Source organism: Candidatus Palauibacter irciniicola, from assembly GCF_965208695.1.
In the GTDB taxonomy this organism is placed as follows: domain Bacteria; phylum Gemmatimonadota; class Gemmatimonadetes; order Palauibacterales; family Palauibacteraceae; genus Palauibacter; species Palauibacter irciniicola.
Genome location: NZ_OZ242352.1, coordinates 2,660,535 through 2,675,270, shown reverse-complemented (window position 1 = coordinate 2,675,270; position 14,736 = coordinate 2,660,535). Strand labels below are relative to the sequence as shown.

The following is a 14,736-nucleotide window of genomic DNA, read 5'->3' as shown; positions in this document are numbered from 1 at the left end:
TCTCTAGAGGATCATTTCGAGCGGGTTCTCGAGCATCGCCTTGAAGGCGCCGAGGAACGCCGCGCCGGTGGCGCCGTCGATGACGCGGTGATCGCAGGACATCGTCACGCGCATCCGCTTGCGGACGACGACCTGGCCGTCCACGGCGACGGGCTTCTCGACCGTCTGCCCGATGGCGAGGATGCCGGCTTCCGGCGGGTTGATGATCGCCGTGAACTGGTCGATCTCGAACATGCCGAGGTTGCTGACCGAGAAGGTCCCGCCCTGGTACTCCTCCGGCGCGAGCTTTCGCGCCCGCGCCCGGGCGATGAGGTCCCGCGCCTCGACCGAGATCTGCCGCAGCCCCTTTCGGCCCGCGTCGCGCAGCACCGGCGTGATGAGGCCCTCGTCGAGCGCCACGGCGATGCCGAGGTGGACCGCGCCGTGGTAGCGGATCGCGGTATCCTCCCACGAGGCGTTGACCGCCGGGTGGCGGTTCAGCGCCTCCGCCGTCGCCTTCAGGAGCAGGTCCGTCACGCCGATCTTGCCGTCCGCGAAGCGGGCGTTGAGGTCCGCGCGCAATTCGAGCGCCCGGCCCATGTCCACCTCGGTCGTGAGGAAGAAGTGGGGGACGGGCCCGATCGACTGGCCGAGCCGGCGCGCGATCGCCTTCCGCATCTGGCTCGCCTCCTCGACCCGGTCTTCGAGGCCGGTAGGGAGCGGCGCGGGCGGGGGCTGGTCGGGGGCGGCCGGAGACGGTGTGGGCGCGGGGGTCGTGGGCACCGCGGGGGTGGGGACCGGCGCGACGCCCGGGACGCCGCGGGCCAGCGCGGCCTCGACATCGGCCTTGACGATCCGGCCGCCCGGCCCGGATCCGGCGAGGCCGGCCAGCGCGATCCCGCTCTCCGCGGCCATCCGCCGCGCGACGGGCGAGGCCTTGATGCGCCCCCCGGCCGACGCGGCCGAGTCTCCGGGCGTCGCCGCGGCCATGCCTTCAGGCGCCGGCGCGGCGGGCACCGGCGCCGCGGCGACCTCGGCCGACGTTGCGGGCTCCGGCGCCACGGCGAGCGCGGCGGACTCCTCGGCGGGACCTTCCGCCGGCCCGTCGCCGCCGGCCGCCTGTGCCTCGGCGAGCAGTTCGTCGATCGCCTCGTCCGGTTCGGCGATCACGCCGATGAGCGCGCCCACCGGGACCGTGGCGCCCGCCTGCACGACGATCTTGCGCAGCACGCCGCCGCCGAGCGCCTCGACATCCATGTTCGCCTTGTCGGTCTCGATTTCCGCGACGACATCGCCCTGCGCCACGGCATCGCCCTCGGCGACCTTCCACTCGATGAGCTTGCCCTCCTCCATCGTCGGGCTCAGCTGCGCCATCACGACTCTCGTAGGCATATCGGTCGGCGTCCCGCGGCTAGTCCGCGTAGCACACGTGGCGCACCGCCGCCGCCACATGGTCCGCGTTCGGGGTTGCGAGTTTCTCCAGGTTCTTCGCGTAGGGCATGGGCACATCCAGCCCGTTCACGCGCGCCACCGGGGCGTCCAGCGAGTCGAAAGCCTCGCGCTGTATGTCGTCCACGACCTGGGCCCCGACGTTGCACATCGGCCATCCCTCTTCCGCGACCACGGCCCGGTTCGTCTTCTTCACCGACGCCACGACCGCGTCCACGTCCAGCGGACGCACCGTGCGCAGGTCCAGCACCTCGACGTCGATCTCTTCCTTCTCGAGCGTGCGGGCCGCCGCGAGCGCCTGGTGCACCATCTTCGAGTGGCACACGACGGTCACGTCCGACCCCTCGCGCTTCACCTCGGCCTTGCCGATCGGGGTCAGGTACTCCTCCTCCGGCACTTCATCCCGGACGAGGTTGTACATGATCTCGCTCTCGATGAAAACGACCGGGTCGTTGTCGCGGATCGCGCTCTTCAGCAGTCCCTTCGCGTCCTTCGCCGTGGCGGGCGCGATCACCTTCAGCCCCGGCACGTAGCTGTACCAGGGCTCCGGCGACTGCGAGTGCTGCGCCGCGAGTTGGAGCGCCGCGCCGCCCGGTCCCCGGAAGACGATGGGAACGTTGTACTGCCCGCCCGACATCTGGAACATCTTCGCCGCCGCGTTCACGACCTCGTCGATCGCGAGCAGGGCGAAGTTCCACGTCATGAACTCGACGATCGGCCGCAGACCCGCCATCGCCGCGCCCACGCCGAGCCCCGCGAACCCCAACTCGGCGATCGGGGCGTCCCGCACGCGCCATTCCCCGAACTGGTCGAGCAGCCCCTTCGTGACCTTGTAGGCGCCGTCGTATTCCCCCACCTCCTCGCCGATGATGAAGGTCGAGTCGTCGCGCTCCATCTCTTCGCGGAGGGCGTCGTTGAGCGCTTCCCGGTACGTGAGGACGGCCATCAGCGCAGCTCCTTCCGCCACGCATCCCGTCGCCGCATGTCGTCCGGATACCCGTCCGAATACACGTAGCGATACAGCGCCTCCGGATCCGGGAAGGGGCTCCGGTCCGCGAAGGCCGCGGACTCCTCGGCGATCTCCTTCGCCTCGCGGTCGATCGTCTTGTACTCCTCCTCCGTCAGCCGCCCCGCGTCCATGAGCTGCCGGGTGAAGGAGAGGATCGGGTCATCCGACCGCCACTTCTCGACTTCCTCGCGCGTCCGGTACGTCCCGTGCATCGGATCCGCCATCGAGTGGCCCATGTAGCGGAAGCAGCGCGCCTCGATGAAGCTGGGCGTCTTCTCGTTCCGTCCCCGCTCGATCGCCTCCTCCATGGCCTGGCGGACCGCCAGCACATCCATGCCGTCCACGTCCAGCGAAGTGAGGCCCTCGTACGCCCGGCCGCGGTCCTTGAGTTCCTTCACCGCGGCCACCCGCCGATAGTCGGTCCCCATTCCGTAACGGTTGTTCTCGAGGAGGAAGATGACGGGCAGCTTCCAGCGCGCGGCCATGTTCAGCGACTCGTGGAAGGCGCCGATGTTGACCACGGAGTCGCCGAAGAAACAGAGGCAGACCTGGTCTCCGCCCCGGTAGCGGATCGCGTAGCCGACTCCGATTGCCAGGGGCAGGTGGCTCCCGACGATGCCGTGTCCGCCCATGAAGTTGAGCGACTTGTCGAACATGTGCATCGAGCCGCCGAAGCCCTTCGAGCAGCCGTCCACGCGTCCGTAGAGTTCGGCCATGACGGCGTTCGGCGTCATGCCGCGCGCGATCGCCTGCGAGTGGTCGCGATACGCGGTGATCACGTAGTCGTCGTCCCGCAGCGGCGAAATCGACCCCGCGGAGACGGCCTCCTGCCCGATGTAGAGGTGGCAGAAGCCGCCGATCTTGCCGACCTGGTAGACCTCCGCCGCCTTCTCCTCGAACCGGCGCTCGATGATCATCTCCCGGAGGAGTTCCACGCACTCTTCCTTCGAGAGTCCGAGGAATGCGTCGGGGTCTGCGCTCGATGCCCCGCCGGGGGCTCCCGCCGCCGGATCGTCGGAGACCGTGGCCGTGGACCGGCCGGGGTTCGCCGAGCTCATCCCGCCGCGAGCGCCGCGACCCTGCGGCGCAGTTCAACCACCTGCTCGCGCGCGTGATAGCTGGACCGAACCAGCGGCCCGCTCTCGACGTGCAGGAACCCGCGCGATTCCCCGATCTCCTTCCAGTTCATGAACTCCTCCGGGGACACGTAGCGGTCGATCGGAAGATGGTCCGGCGATGGCCTCAGGTACTGCCCCAGCGTGAGGATCTGTACGCCCGCTTCGAGCGCGTCGCCCATGAACTCGTCGATGTCGGCGGGCGTCTCGCCGAGCCCGAGCATGATCCCCGTCTTGATGAGGACCTGGTCGTCCAGTTGCCGGCCCGTCTTCAGGACGTTCAGCGATCGGTCGTAGCGGCCGCCCGGCCGGGCGACCCGGTGCAACCGGCGCACGGTCTCCATGTTGTGGTTGAAGATCTCCGGCCTCGCGGCGATCACCGTGCGGATCGCCTCGGGATTCCCCCGGAAGTCCGGCGTCAGCACCTCGATCGAACACTCGGGACGGCGCGACCGGATCTCGCGGATCATCTCGGCGAAGATCCAGGCGCCGCCATCGGGCAGGTCATCGCGGTCCACGGACGTGATGACGCAGTGGTTGAGTTGCAGCCGCTCGATGGCCTCCGCGACCCGCCGCGGCTCGTCTTCGTCGAGTTCCTCCGGCCGGCCGTGCGCGATCGCGCAGTAGGGGCAGTTGCGCGTGCACACGTCGCCCATGATGAGGAACGTCGCCGTGCCCGCCTCCCAGCACTCGCCGATGTTGGGGCACTGGGCCTCCTCGCAGACGGAGCTGAGTTCCAGCCCCCGCATCAGTTCCTTGAGGCGCAGATAGTTGGGCCCTCCGGGTGCCCGCACCTTGAGCCAACGCGGCTTCCGCGCAGGCCAGGCATCGGCCGTGCTCCCTCCCTGTATGACCTCGAGTGGCTTCAAGGCTGCCGCCTTCTCGCTGTGTGATCCGGACCGCGTTTTCGTGTCCCGCGCACCGCGCCGATGCGTCCGCGTGCCGTCCGCCCGGAACCCTCCAAGATACCGGCTGTTGCACAACGGACCAACCCGACGCGCCCCGCCCGCGCGCGGGGATGGCGAATTGCTCAGCCCTCGGGCCTCGGGTATCTTCCCGCGCATGACCTATATCATCACCGAACCATGCATGAGCGAGAAGGATGCGTCCTGCGTGGACGTGTGCCCCGTCGACTGCATCTACGAGGGAGAGGATCAGTACTACATCCATCCCGAGGAGTGCATCGACTGCGGCGCCTGCGTGCCCGAGTGCCCCGTGGAGGCGATCTATCCGGACGACGAAGTGCCGGAGCAGTATGATGCCTTCACCGCGAAGAACTACACCTACTTCGACGTTCCCCCGCCCGACTGAACCCGGGCGTGAGCCCCTGAGGCGAGCCACCGCGATGTGGAACCGGCGCCCGCGCGGCCCGCACCTGCTGAGCCTCGGTCTCCTGCTGTCGCCGCACGCCTCCACGGCGCAGGAACACGCGCACGCAGCCTCGGCCCCGGCCGGCGACCCGGCCCCGCCTCGCCTGCCCGCCGCGAGCCCGCTCATCGACGTGCGGGTGCACGCGGCCGACCGCGAGTTCGAGATCGTCGTCGGCCCCCTCTCCCTGCCGGCCGGCGGTCCGCACCTCCGGCCTCCCGTGCAGCTTGCCGAGGTGCCCGTCGCGGGCTGGATGCACGGATTCTCGTGGCGGATGAGGGACCGGGAGGGCAACCCGCTCCCCGACCGCCTCCTCCATCACGTCAACGTCATCGACCCCGACCGCCGCGAACTCTTCTCCGCCGTCCCGCGCCGCATTCTCGCCGCGGGCCGCGAGACGAAGAGCGAGCTTCTGCCGGGCGTGCTGGGCGTTCCCCTCGCGCCGGGCACCCGGGTCCTCGTGAGCGCGATGTTCGCCCCGCTCCCCGACGCGTCGCACGACGAAGCCTTCCTGCATATCCGGCTTCCGTACACGCCGTTCGAGGATCCGGGCCTCGTCGAGCCCGTGGACGTCTATCCGTTCTATCTCGACGTGATGGGCCCGGTCGGCGAGAAGGAGTTTCCGCTTCCGCCCGGGACGCACCGGAGGAGCTGGGAGGGCAGCCCCGCCGTGGACGGGCGGATCCTCGCCGTCGGAGGGCACCTGCACGACTACGGGGACTGGATTCGGCTCGAGGATGTCACGGCGGGCAAGGTGATCTGGGAGACGGGGCCCGAGGTGGACGGCGGAGGCCGGACCGTCGGCGTGCCCACGAGCCGGCTCTGGTGGCGCGGAGGCGCGCGGATCCGGAAAGACCACGTCTACCGCATCTCCGTCCAGTACTCGAACCCGCTGGGTCACGCGGCGCCGGACCGTGCGATGGGCGCGATCGGCGGCATCATCATCTCGGCGGCCGGGGACTGGCCGGAGTTCAGCCGCGAGCACCCGGACTACGTGCAGGATCTTCGCAATACGCTCGAGAAACCGAACGAAGCCGGCCACGGCCACGGCCGCGCATCCCCCTCCGCCGGCAGCTGAGGGTAGTGCCCGAACTGCCCGACATCACGATCTACCTGGAAGGGCTGGAAGCGCGCGTCCTCGGCCGTACGCTGGAGCGAGTGCGGCTCGGCAGTCCCTTCCTGCTCCGGAGCGTCGATCCGCCCCTGGCGGAGGCGCACGGACGCCGGGTCGCGGCCCTGCGCCGGCTGGGGAAGCGGATCGCGATCGGACTCGCGGCCCCGGATGACCGGGAAGACGAACCGGAGCTGTGGCTCGTCCTCCATCTCATGATCGCGGGGCGGCTCAGGTGGCGGGATCCCGGCGTGAAGATCCCCCGACGGCTGGGTCTCGCCGCCTTCGACTTCGCCGACGGGAGCCTCCTTCTCACGGAGGCCGGAACGAAGAAGCGGGCGTCGCTGCACGTCGTGAAGGGAGCCGAGGCGCTCGCCCGGCACGACCCCGGCGGCATCGATCCCCTCGCCGCGGACCCGGCCGTCTTCCGCGAGACGCTCACGGCCCGCAACCACACGCTCAAGCGCGCGCTCACGGATCCGCGGCTCTTCTCGGGCATCGGAAACGCGTATTCCGACGAGATCCTGCACCGCGCGAAGCTGTCGCCGATCAAGTGGACGAGCCGGCTCAGCGACGAGGAGATCGACCGGCTCCACGAAGCCACGCGCCGCACGCTCGAACGGTGGACGCGCCGGCTGCGGGACGAGCTGGCGGGGAGGTTCCCGGAGAAGGTGACCGCGTTCCACGCCGGGATGGCGGTGCACGGGAAGTATGGCCAGCCGTGTCCGGCCTGCGCGGCGCCGGTGCAGCGGATCCGATACGCGGACAACGAAACGAACTACTGCGCCGCCTGCCAGACCGGCGGAAAAGTGCTGGCGGACCGGGCCCTCTCCCGGCTGCTGGGGAAGGACTGGCCCCGCAGCCTGGAAGCGCTCGAAGAGCTTCGATCGGGCGGGACAACTCCCGCCGAGTGAAGCCGGTCCCCGCCGACTACCAGGTGGCGAGTTCCACGATCGCTTCGGCGATGTCGTCGACCTGCGGCAGGGACGCGTTTTCGAGCGAAGGCGCGTAGCCGATGAAGGTGTCCGTCGAGGTGATCCGGCGGATCGGCGCGTCCAGCCACTCGAACAGTTCGTCGGCGAGGCGGGCCGAGATCTCGGCCCCGTAGCCCCAGGACTTCGCGTCCTCGTAGGCCACGAGCACGCGGTTCGTCCTCATCACGGAGCGGCGGATCGTGTCCATGTCGACCGGGTTCAGCGACCGCAGGTCGATCAGGTCCGCGCGCACCGGCTCCCCCGCGCGGTCCAGCTTCGCGAGCGCCTTGCGCGTCCGCTCCACCATCGCGCCGTACGTGACGATCGTGAGATCGTCGCCCTCCGTGACCAGGGCGGCCTTGCCGAAGGGGATCATGTACTCGGGACCCGGATAGACGCCCTTGTTGTACGTCTGCCGGTACAGGTGCTTGTGCTCGAGGAAGAGCACCGGGTCGTCGCACCGGATCGCGGTCCGCAGGAGCCCGTTCGCGTCCACCGCGTTCGAGGGGCAGATCACGTGCATGCCGGGCGTGTGCGTGAAGAGCGAGGCGCCCGTCTGCGAATGGTACATCGCCCCGCCCGAGATGTAGCCCCCGTAGGTGGTCCGGATGACGAGCGGGCACTTCCAGCGTCCCGCGGAGCGCCAGCGGAAGGTCGCGACCTCGTTCCGGAACTGGTGGTAGGCCGGCCAGATGTAGTCGAAGAACTGGACCTCGGCGACCGGCTTCAGCCCGCGCACCGCGAGACCCACGGCGCGTCCGACGATGTTCGCCTCCGCGAGGGGCGCGTTGTACACCCGCAGCGACCCGAATTCGCGCTGCAGGCCGTACGTCACCTTGAAGACGCCGCCCTTGCCCTTGACCTCATCGAGGATCTCCTCGCGGCTCGCGTCCGCCACGTCCTGCCCGAACACCACGATCCGCGGATCGCGCCGCATCTCGTCGCGGAGGCAGGCGTTGAGCAGGTCGACCATCGTCTTCGGATTCCCCTCGGGGTCGGGCCGGGCCTCCGTCTCGAAGGCGCCCGACGTGGGGTCGACGTCGGGCGAGTACACGTGCGCGTAGACGGTATCGGCGTCCGGTTGCGGGCGGGCCATGGCCCGGTCCGCCGCGTCGGCGACTTCGGCCCTGATCTCCGCGTTGAGCGATTCGAGTGCCCCGGCCTCGATCACGCCTTCGCGAACGAGGTAGTCGGCGAAGGTGGCGAGCGGGTCGCGCTCGGATTCGACTTCCCGTTCGCTCTCGGACTTGTAGAGCCGCTCATCGTCGGACATCGAGTGGCTGTAGGGCCGGGTGACATGCGCGTGCACGAGCGCCGGACCGTGACCGGACCGCACATATCGCGCGGCGCGCCGCATGACGACGTAGCTCTCGAGCGGATCCGTTCCATCGACCTCTTCGATGTGGAGGTTCGGGTAGTTCCGCACGAGACTCGAGATGCTCCCGCCGGCCGTGTTGACCTCCACCGGCACCGAGATCGCGTATCCGTTGTCCTCCACGAGGAAGAGGATGGGAAGCTGCAGGTTGGAGGCGGTGTTGAGCGCCTCCCAGAACTCTCCTTCCGAGGTCGTGCCGTCCCCCGTGCACACGAGCACGATCTCATCCGATTCCACATTCGGGGCGACCGCGTCGAGTCCGTCGAGGCCGGCGGTCCGGGCTCGGGCGATGCCCTCCGCGCATCCCACCGCCTGGTTGAACTGCGTGCCGGTCGGACTGGAAGGGGTGACGAGGTGCAGGTCCGGCGAACCGAAATGCGCCGGCATCTGCCGTCCGCCGGTGGACGGATCCTCCTCCGCCCCGACCGCGCCGAGGAACATCTCGTACGGAGACATGCCGAGTTCGAGGCAGAGCGCGCGGTCGCGGTAGTAGGTGAAGAACCAGTCGTGGCCCGCTCTGAGCGCGCGTCCCGCCGCGACGAGGAGCGCTTCGTGTCCGGCGCCGGAGATCTGGAAGAAGATGCGGTTCTGCCGCTTCATCGCGATTTCGCGGTCGTCGATCGTCCGCGACGTGTACATCGTGCGATACATCGCGAGGAGGTCCTCGGCCTGGAGATCCCGCCATTCGGGGCGGGCCAGGGCGCTGAGCGCGCGCTCCAGATCGTCGGTCTGGTCGATAGGGGTTGCCATGTATGTCCAGGTTATCAGGAAGAGTTGGGTGCCGGGTCTCCGGGCTCCGGAGACTCGCCACGACTCCGCCTTCGCCTTCCGCAACCGCCCCGCCCCAACCGCGACGAAGACCCGGCGGGGAATCTAATCGTCCCTCGCGCGTCTAGAAACCGACCGTGCGAAAGCGGCGCAGTTGCGGGAGAATCGAGGCCGCGTGGTCCGCGATCGGGTCTCCCTCCCCGCTCTCGGGCATGAGCTGGCTCAGCGCGTGAAGCATCGCGACGGCGTAGTCGGAGAAGACCCGATAGGGGGGCGCGTGGCGAAACCCCCACGCCCCCGGCGGAAGCAGAAGGAGCCAGCGCAGGTCGCCCGCCAGCTCGATCAGGTTCCCTTCGTCCAGCGCCAGCTTCGGCTCTCCCATGGCCAGTCGCGTCAGCGCGGCCATGAAGAGGGCGGAAGCTTCCGGCGAGAGCAACTCGAGGTCGGGGTAGCGCGCCAGAACCCGGGTTGCGAGGGAGGGTTCTTCGCTCGTCGACGACCCCGCCTTCGCCTCGAGGCCCTCGGGCGCGGCGAGTCGCTCGGCGATCGTCGTCGGCTCTCCGTCGCCCAGAATCAGCCACTCGAGCCGAAGGGGAGGGAAGGCTCGCTTCAGCGCCGCCAGAAACTCGGCCCGCGGGCCCGCCCTCGAGGACCCGGGGGCGGCCTCCCGTTCGTAGTTCGAGAGCGTGCCGAGGCTCACGCGGGCGTGCTCGGGCAACTCCGCGTTGACACGGCCGCGAAAATCGCGCAACGACAGTCCTTGAACATCTTTACGGAAAAACCGCAGTCGTGATTGAACGGTGTCCATATATCTGAACATACAGGTCGGCGGCTCACCGTTGCAACCGTGCGAAGCCGGTACGTGTTACCTTCCTCGGCTTGGCGTGCGCAGGTCCATCCTTCAAGGTGTTCGTCACTTCAAGGTGTTCGTGATATGAGCTTCCGACGAAACCACGCTCTCCCCGGCCGTCGCCTCGGCTTCGGGCTCGCCTGTCTCATCGCCCTGTTCCTGCCGGCGCCGGAGTTGCGCGCCCAGGACGGTCCGGGGCCGCGCGAGCCGGAAGAGGCGCCGCCCCTCCCGATCGAGGGTCTTGCGGTCCGCACGGCGCAGGCGCCCGACATCGACGGAGTCCTGGACGATGCGGCCTGGAACGGCGCTCCGGTGATGACGGACTTCATCCAGCGCGAACCCTTCGACGGGCAGCCGGCTTCCGAACGCACCGAAGTGCGCATGGTGTTCGACGACGAGGCGATCTACGTGGGGGTGTGGGCTCTCGACGGGGACCCGGCGGGGATCATCCCCGGGGACCGGATCCGGGACGCCGAGGTGTCCGAGGCGGACCACGTGCTGCTCGCGTTCGATACCTACCACGACTACCAGAACGCGTTCGTGTTCGGGACGACGCCGGCGGGCATCGAGTACGATGGACAGGTCGCCAACGAAGGCCGTGGCGGAGGCTTCTTCCTGGGGGGCGGCTTCAACACCCAGCGGCGGATGCAATCCGGCGCCGGCGGAGGCTTCAACAAGAACTGGGATGGCTCCTGGAACGTCGCGACGAGCCGCGACGGCGAGGGCTGGTACGCCGAGTTCCGGATTCCCTTCAACACGCTCCGCTACGGGACCGATCCGACCTGGGGCTTCAACGTCTCCCGTCAGATCCGGCGCCGGAACGAGGAGTCCTTCTGGTCCGCGGTCCCCCGCGAGTTCAACCTCTACCGGCTCAACTACGCGGGGAACCTGACGGGGCTCGAGCTTCCCTTCCGGCGCCTCGGCTCGGTCACGCCGTACATGCTGGGTTCGACGGCGCGGGACTACGCGGGCGGGCAGACGGCGTTCGACCAGAACTACGACTTCGGGGGCGAGGCCAAGCTCCAGCTCACGCGGGGCATGACGCTCGACGCGACGTACAACACGGACTTCGCGCAGGTGGAGGTGGACGACCAGCAGGTCAACCTGACGCGATTCAGTCTGCTCTTCCCGGAGAAGCGCCCCTTCTTCCTCGAGAACGCGGGGTTCTTCGCGGTCGGCGGCGGCGGGGCGGATCTCTTCTTCAGCCGCCGCATCGGCATCGCCAACGGACGGCAGGTCCCGATCACCGGCGGCGCCCGCGTCTCCGGGCGCGCGGCCGGGTTCAACGTCGGGATGCTGCACATCGGGACCGATGGGATCGAGGGCATCCAGGGCGCGAACGCGTACTCGGTCGCCCGCGTGGCCCGCGAACTGCCGAACCGGTCGCGGATCGGCGGCGCCTTCATCAACCGCGACGGGAGCGCTTCCGGCGACTACAACCGGACCTGGGCGGTGGATGGACAGTTGGGGCTGGGGGAGGCGTGGACGTTGACGGCGTGGGGGGCGCGGACGGCGACCCCCGGCCTGACGGACGCGGACGGGGCGTTCGACGCGACCTTCGGTCTCACGACGCGCAAGTGGCGGGGGAACTTCCAGTACCAGTACTTCGGCGAGAACTTCAACCCCGAAGTGGGCTTCCTGCGGCGGACGGGCCACCAGTACTACCAGGTCTTCCTGATGTACAACATCCATCCGGCCGAGACCTTCCGCGAGATCCGCCCGCACATCTCGTACTTCACCTTCCGGAGCGAAAAGACGGGAGTGACGCCGGGGTTCGAGGAGTCGGCCCGGCTCCACATCGACAACCACTGGGAGTTCAACGACGGGATGGAGGCCCACACGGGCGTCAACTGGAACCGCGAAGGACTGTACGAGCCCTTCACGATCTTCGGCACGGACGTCACCGTGCCGGCCGGGACATACGATGGGTGGGAGACGCAACTGCGCTTCTGGACGAACGAATCGGCGAAGGTCTCCTTCCGCAGCGGGGCGAACATCGGCCAATTCCTGTCGGGTTCGCGCCGCAGCCTGAACGGGACGTTGACCGTGCGGCCGGGTTCGTCGTTCAGCACGTCGCTCCGGCTCGACTACAACAACGTCACGCTGGAGCACGGGGACTTCGTCACGACGCTGGCGGGGGTGAACTTCGGGTACTTCTTCACGCCGAGGGTCTACCTGCAGTCGCTCGTCCAGTACTCGACGCAGCTCGACACGTTCTCCGCAAACGTGCGGTTCGGGTGGCTCAACACGGCGGGGACGGGCCTGTTCATCGTCTACAACGACATCCAGGGGATCCAGGATCTGCACGGGCCGCAGGGCCGCTCGCTGATCGTCAAGTTCAGCCGGCAGTTCAACGTCCTCGGGGGCTAGTGCCGAGGCTCCTCTTCGTCTGCGTAGAGAACTCCTGCCGGAGCCAGATGGCGGAAGCCTTCGCCCGCATGCTGGCGGGTGACGGCGTGCAGGCGGCGAGCGGGGGTTCCCGCCCTTCGGGCGTCGTGAATCCGCGGGCGATCGAATCCATGGCGGAGTTGGGCTACGATCTCGGCGTCCACCGGTCGGAGGGGTTGGACGACGTGCCGCCCGGGCCGTTCGATGCGGTCGTCACCATGGGGTGCGGCGACGCGTGTCCACACGTGCCCGCGCGGCGGCGGGAGGACTGGGAGGTGAGGGACCCGAAGGACCTGCCGGCCGAGGAGTTCCGCGCGGTGAGGGACGAGATTCGCCTGCGGGTGGCCGCGTTGCTGGCCGATCTCGGCGTGGCGCCCGGGGCGGAGGCGCCGGGTCCCGGAGGGGCTCCCGGGGCGTGAGCCGGCCGGACCGGTCGCTCGTGATCGTGGCCGGCGGACGTTCGCGCCGCCTCGGCCGCGACAAGCCGCTGGTCGAGATCGGCGGCCGCACCGTACTGTCGCGGATCCTGGGAGCCACGGCGCAGTTCGAGGACACGGTCCTCGCGGTGCGCGAGGTTCCGCCCTTCCGGCGTGCCCTCGCCGCGGACGGCTGGGAGCCCGGCGCGGAAAGCGCGGGCCCGCCCGGCTCGGTCACGCTCCGCAGCCCGGAGGGCCGCGCCCTCCTCGTCGTGCCAGATCCGGTGCCCGACCTCGGCCCGCTCGCCGGCTTGGCTTCAGGGCTGGGCGCGGCGCGCGGCGCGATCTGCGTCGTGCTGGCGGGCGACCTCCCCTTCGTCACGCCGGATCTCGTCGACCGCCTGAGCGGCGAACTCGCGAGCGACGCGGAGTCGGACGCCGTCGTGCCGCACGCGCGCGGCCAGGCGCAGCCGCTGTGCGCCGCCTATCGGCGGGAGGTCGGCCGGCTGGCCGCGCGGCTCGTGGCGGGCACCGCGGCGTCCGGCGGCCCGTCCCCCTCGATGATGGGCTTCCTGGAGCGGTTGCGGGTGCGGACCGTCACGGCCGAACAGGTGAAGCGACTCGGCGACCTCGAGACGATGGTGCGCGGCGTGGACAGCCGGGCCGACCTGGAGTGGGCCGAGCGGAGCGCCGCCGGAGCCGACTAGCGCGGCGTCACGCTAGAGACCGGCCGCGACTTCTCCGAGGGCGGCGACCGCGTCGTCGAGTTGCCGGTCGCTGAGATAGGGGGCGGGGCCCAGCCGCAGCAGATCGTCGCGGTAGTCCGTCGCCACGCCCCGGGCCGCGAGCGCCTCGTGGAAGTCCCGTGCCCGCGGCGTCCGGAGCGCGAGGAAGCCGCCCACCGCATCGGGCGGGGTCTCCCGGTCGCGGTCCACGAGCGCCGGGTCCGCGTCGAGCCCGTCGAACCCTCGCGTGAGGCGGTCCATCTGGTGCCGGCTCACCGCGCGCAGAAACTCCGGCGCGAGTCCACGCTCCCGGAAGAAGTCGAACACCTCGGCCGCCCGGTAGTGGCTCGTCGGATCGTACGTGCTGCCCGCGAACCGCTCCGCTCCCGCTCCGTACCTCACCCGCGCCGCGTCCTCCCCCCCGTGCAGCGCCGAGAACTCCGCGAACCACCCGGTGACGGCGGGCCGCAGCCGACAGTCCGGCGGTACCCGCAGGAAGCAGTTCCCCTCGCCGAGCTGGCAATACTTGTACCCGCCCCCCACCACGAACGCGCCTTCGAGCCCCAGCTTGGAGAGATCGAAGGGGATCGCGTTCAGCGCGTGATAGGCGTCCACGAGGAGGTGGCACCCCACCCGTTCGCAGCGTTCCGCCACGCGGTCGAGCCCGCCGACGATACGGGCGTCCCGGTAGAGGACGGCGGAGACCAGCACGCCCGCCGTCTCGTCGTCCGTCGCGAGACCAAGCCGCTCGGAGAGCGAGTCGATCGGGTCCACGGGCACGCGAACGATGGCCAGTCCCTCCTCTTCCAGCCGGTCGAGCTGGCGCCGGATGGAGTGGAACTCCCCCGCGGTCGTCACGAGCCGGGGCCGCGCGCGCAGGGGGAGGGCGGAGAGAAAGCGCACCACGAGTTCGTGCGTGTTCGAGCCCAGGGCGTAGTCCCCTTCGTCCGGGTGCCCCGGGTGTCCGAGGAGTTCGGCGTACCCGGCGCGGACCCGATTCCCGCGGGCGAACGCCTCCTCCCACTTCCCGTCCACCAGGCGGGCGGCGTCCTCCCAGGCCCGGAGCTGTCCCGCGAATCCGCAGTCGGGCCACGCCTGGTGCGAATGTCCCGTGAGGAGCAGCCGCTCGGCGACCCGGAAGCGGGAGTAGTACGGGGCCAGCGCGTTCGGCTCCCGGTACAGATCCTCCGGCGCGAAGCCCGTCACGCG

General features: G+C 69.7%; 13 protein-coding genes. 6 read left to right on the top strand and 7 right to left on the bottom strand.

Features of this window, described 5'->3' with window-relative positions:
* Positions 1–3: 3 nt before the first annotated feature.
* From ACOGI9_RS11585 to lipA, 4 genes are read right to left on the bottom strand one after another with little or no spacing between them, the layout of a single operon-like run.
* Positions 4–1,353 carry a dihydrolipoamide acetyltransferase family protein gene (locus ACOGI9_RS11585; RefSeq protein WP_419857275.1) on the bottom strand — a complete coding sequence of 450 codons (1,350 nt, stop codon included), beginning with the start codon at positions 1,351–1,353 and terminating at the stop codon, positions 4–6.
* Between the two features lie 37 nt (positions 1,354–1,390).
* Entirely contained in the window at positions 1,391–2,374 is a 984-nt protein-coding gene (locus ACOGI9_RS11580; RefSeq protein ID WP_419857274.1) for a pyruvate dehydrogenase complex E1 component subunit beta, read from the bottom strand.
* Positions 2,374–3,495 carry a pyruvate dehydrogenase (acetyl-transferring) E1 component subunit alpha gene (pdhA, locus tag ACOGI9_RS11575; protein ID WP_419857273.1) on the bottom strand — a complete coding sequence of 374 codons (1,122 nt, stop codon included), beginning with the start codon at positions 3,493–3,495 and terminating at the stop codon, positions 2,374–2,376. The genes ACOGI9_RS11580 and pdhA overlap by 1 nt, the downstream gene beginning before the upstream one ends.
* Positions 3,492–4,421, bottom strand: coding sequence for a lipoyl synthase (gene lipA, locus ACOGI9_RS11570; protein ID WP_419857272.1), 930 nt, complete (start codon positions 4,419–4,421; stop codon positions 3,492–3,494). Before lipA ends, pdhA begins: the two co-directional genes overlap by 4 nt.
* 193 nt (positions 4,422–4,614) lie before the next feature.
* On the opposite strand from lipA, the gene ACOGI9_RS11565 reads away from it, so the two are divergent.
* From ACOGI9_RS11565 to ACOGI9_RS11555, 3 genes are read left to right on the top strand one after another with little or no spacing between them, the layout of a single operon-like run.
* Entirely contained in the window at positions 4,615–4,863 is a 249-nt protein-coding gene (locus ACOGI9_RS11565) for a ferredoxin family protein (protein ID WP_310757742.1), read from the top strand.
* 34 nt (positions 4,864–4,897) lie between these two features.
* Entirely contained in the window at positions 4,898–5,998 is a 1,101-nt protein-coding gene (locus ACOGI9_RS11560) for a hypothetical protein (RefSeq protein WP_419857271.1), read from the top strand.
* A gap of 5 nt (positions 5,999–6,003) precedes the next feature.
* Positions 6,004–6,945, top strand: coding sequence for an Fpg/Nei family DNA glycosylase (locus tag ACOGI9_RS11555; protein WP_419857270.1), 942 nt, complete (start codon positions 6,004–6,006; stop codon positions 6,943–6,945).
* Between the two features lie 16 nt (positions 6,946–6,961).
* Here the strand turns inward: ACOGI9_RS11555 and ACOGI9_RS11550 are convergent, their stop codons facing one another.
* Entirely contained in the window at positions 6,962–9,130 is a 2,169-nt protein-coding gene (locus tag ACOGI9_RS11550; RefSeq protein WP_419857269.1) for an alpha-ketoacid dehydrogenase subunit alpha/beta, read from the bottom strand.
* 142 nt (positions 9,131–9,272) lie between these two features.
* Positions 9,273–9,899, bottom strand: coding sequence for a hypothetical protein (locus ACOGI9_RS11545; RefSeq protein ID WP_419857268.1), 627 nt, complete (start codon positions 9,897–9,899; stop codon positions 9,273–9,275).
* A 183-nt stretch (positions 9,900–10,082) separates the two neighbouring features.
* Here ACOGI9_RS11545 and ACOGI9_RS11540 point away from each other — a divergent pair, with 183 nt between their 5' ends.
* From ACOGI9_RS11540 to mobA, 3 genes are read left to right on the top strand one after another with little or no spacing between them, the layout of a single operon-like run.
* On the top strand, positions 10,083–12,368 hold the full coding sequence (locus ACOGI9_RS11540) for a DUF5916 domain-containing protein (RefSeq protein ID WP_419857267.1): 2,286 nt from the start codon (positions 10,083–10,085) through the stop codon (positions 12,366–12,368).
* On the top strand, positions 12,368–12,805 hold the full coding sequence (locus tag ACOGI9_RS11535) for an arsenate reductase ArsC (protein WP_419857266.1): 438 nt from the start codon (positions 12,368–12,370) through the stop codon (positions 12,803–12,805). Before ACOGI9_RS11540 ends, ACOGI9_RS11535 begins: the two co-directional genes overlap by 1 nt.
* Positions 12,802–13,509, top strand: coding sequence for a molybdenum cofactor guanylyltransferase (gene mobA / locus ACOGI9_RS11530; RefSeq protein ID WP_419857265.1), 708 nt, complete (start codon positions 12,802–12,804; stop codon positions 13,507–13,509). Before ACOGI9_RS11535 ends, mobA begins: the two co-directional genes overlap by 4 nt.
* Before the next feature lie 12 nt (positions 13,510–13,521).
* Here the strand turns inward: mobA and ACOGI9_RS11525 are convergent, their stop codons facing one another.
* Complete coding sequence (locus tag ACOGI9_RS11525; protein ID WP_419857264.1) at positions 13,522–14,733, bottom strand: kynureninase; 1,212 nt, start codon at positions 14,731–14,733, stop codon at positions 13,522–13,524.
* Positions 14,734–14,736: the final 3 nt, after the last annotated feature.

Coding starts and splice junctions, on each gene's coding strand:
- ACOGI9_RS11560 (WP_419857271.1), top strand. CDS start 4,898: ATGTGGAACCGGCGCCCGCGCGGCCCGCACCTGCTGAGCCTCGGTCTC.
- ACOGI9_RS11565 (WP_310757742.1), top strand. CDS start 4,615: ATGACCTATATCATCACCGAACCATGCATGAGCGAGAAGGATGCGTCC.
- ACOGI9_RS11540 (WP_419857267.1), top strand. CDS start 10,083: ATGAGCTTCCGACGAAACCACGCTCTCCCCGGCCGTCGCCTCGGCTTC.
- ACOGI9_RS11580 (WP_419857274.1), bottom strand. CDS start 2,374: ATGGCCGTCCTCACGTACCGGGAAGCGCTCAACGACGCCCTCCGCGAA.
- pdhA (WP_419857273.1), bottom strand. CDS start 3,495: ATGAGCTCGGCGAACCCCGGCCGGTCCACGGCCACGGTCTCCGACGAT.
- ACOGI9_RS11550 (WP_419857269.1), bottom strand. CDS start 9,130: ATGGCAACCCCTATCGACCAGACCGACGATCTGGAGCGCGCGCTCAGC.
- ACOGI9_RS11585 (WP_419857275.1), bottom strand. CDS start 1,353: ATGGCGCAGCTGAGCCCGACGATGGAGGAGGGCAAGCTCATCGAGTGG.